This window comes from Staphylococcus sp. EG-SA-2, from assembly GCF_017152085.1.
This window is the reverse complement of record NZ_JACYHC010000940.1, coordinates 1-909: the sequence shown is the minus strand read 5'-3', so window position 1 is coordinate 909 and position 909 is coordinate 1. Positions and strand designations below refer to the sequence as shown.

The following is a 909-nucleotide window of genomic DNA, read 5'->3' as shown; positions in this document are numbered from 1 at the left end:
AAAAATGGCGGTGGTCATGGTAGAGATACCTATGGGGCTTCTGGGAAAATTGCAAAGGGAGATGCCAAGAAAAGTGACAGCGATGTTTATAGCATCGATGAAATATTAAAATCGGATCAAGAATTTGTAAAAGTAATTGATCAGCATTACAAAGAAATGAAAAAAGAAGATAAGAAACTATCTAAGAGTGATTTTGAAAAAATGATGACTCAAGGTGCTTCTTGTGATTACATGACAGTAGCTGAAGCGGAAGAGATAGAAGAGCAAAAGAAAAAAGAAGAAGCTATAGAGATTGCAGCACTAGCTGGTATGGTAGTTTTATCTTGTATTAATCCTGTTGCTGGAGCAGTAGCTATTGGTGCTTATTCCGCTTATTCAGCAGCAAATGCAGCCACAGGAAAAAATATTGTAACTGGAAGAAAGCTATCTAAAGAAGAACGAATCATGGAAGGACTTTCGCTTATTCCATTGCCAGGTATGGGCTTCCTCAAAGGTGCTGGGAAAAGTTTAATGAAATTAGGCTTCAAAGGCGGAGAAAAATTTGCAGTTAAAACAGGATTGCAAAAGACAATGCAACAAGCAGTTAGTCGTATTTCACCTAAAATGGGAATGATGAAAAACAGTGTGTTGAATCAATCTCGTAACTTTGCTCAAAATACTCATGTTGGACAAATGCTGAGTAACATGCGTGGTCAAGCAACTCATACTGTTCAACAAAGTAGAAATTGGATTGGACAACAAGCACAAAATGTCAAACGAATAGTGAATAATGGACTTGATAAAGAAATAGCACATCCATTTAAACAACAACTTGCACCAGCGGGAATGGGTGGTATAAAATTTGCTGAAACAACTACTTTGAGAAACATGGGTCAAAACATGAAACGTGCTGTTACACCACAAAATCAC

At 37.3% G+C, this 909-nt stretch carries 1 protein-coding gene; it reads left to right on the top strand.

The window, feature by feature from the left end:
- Positions 1-909 (top strand): pre-toxin TG domain-containing protein (locus tag IDG60_RS16485; protein WP_206160935.1); only part of this gene is annotated, 909 nt, incomplete at both ends.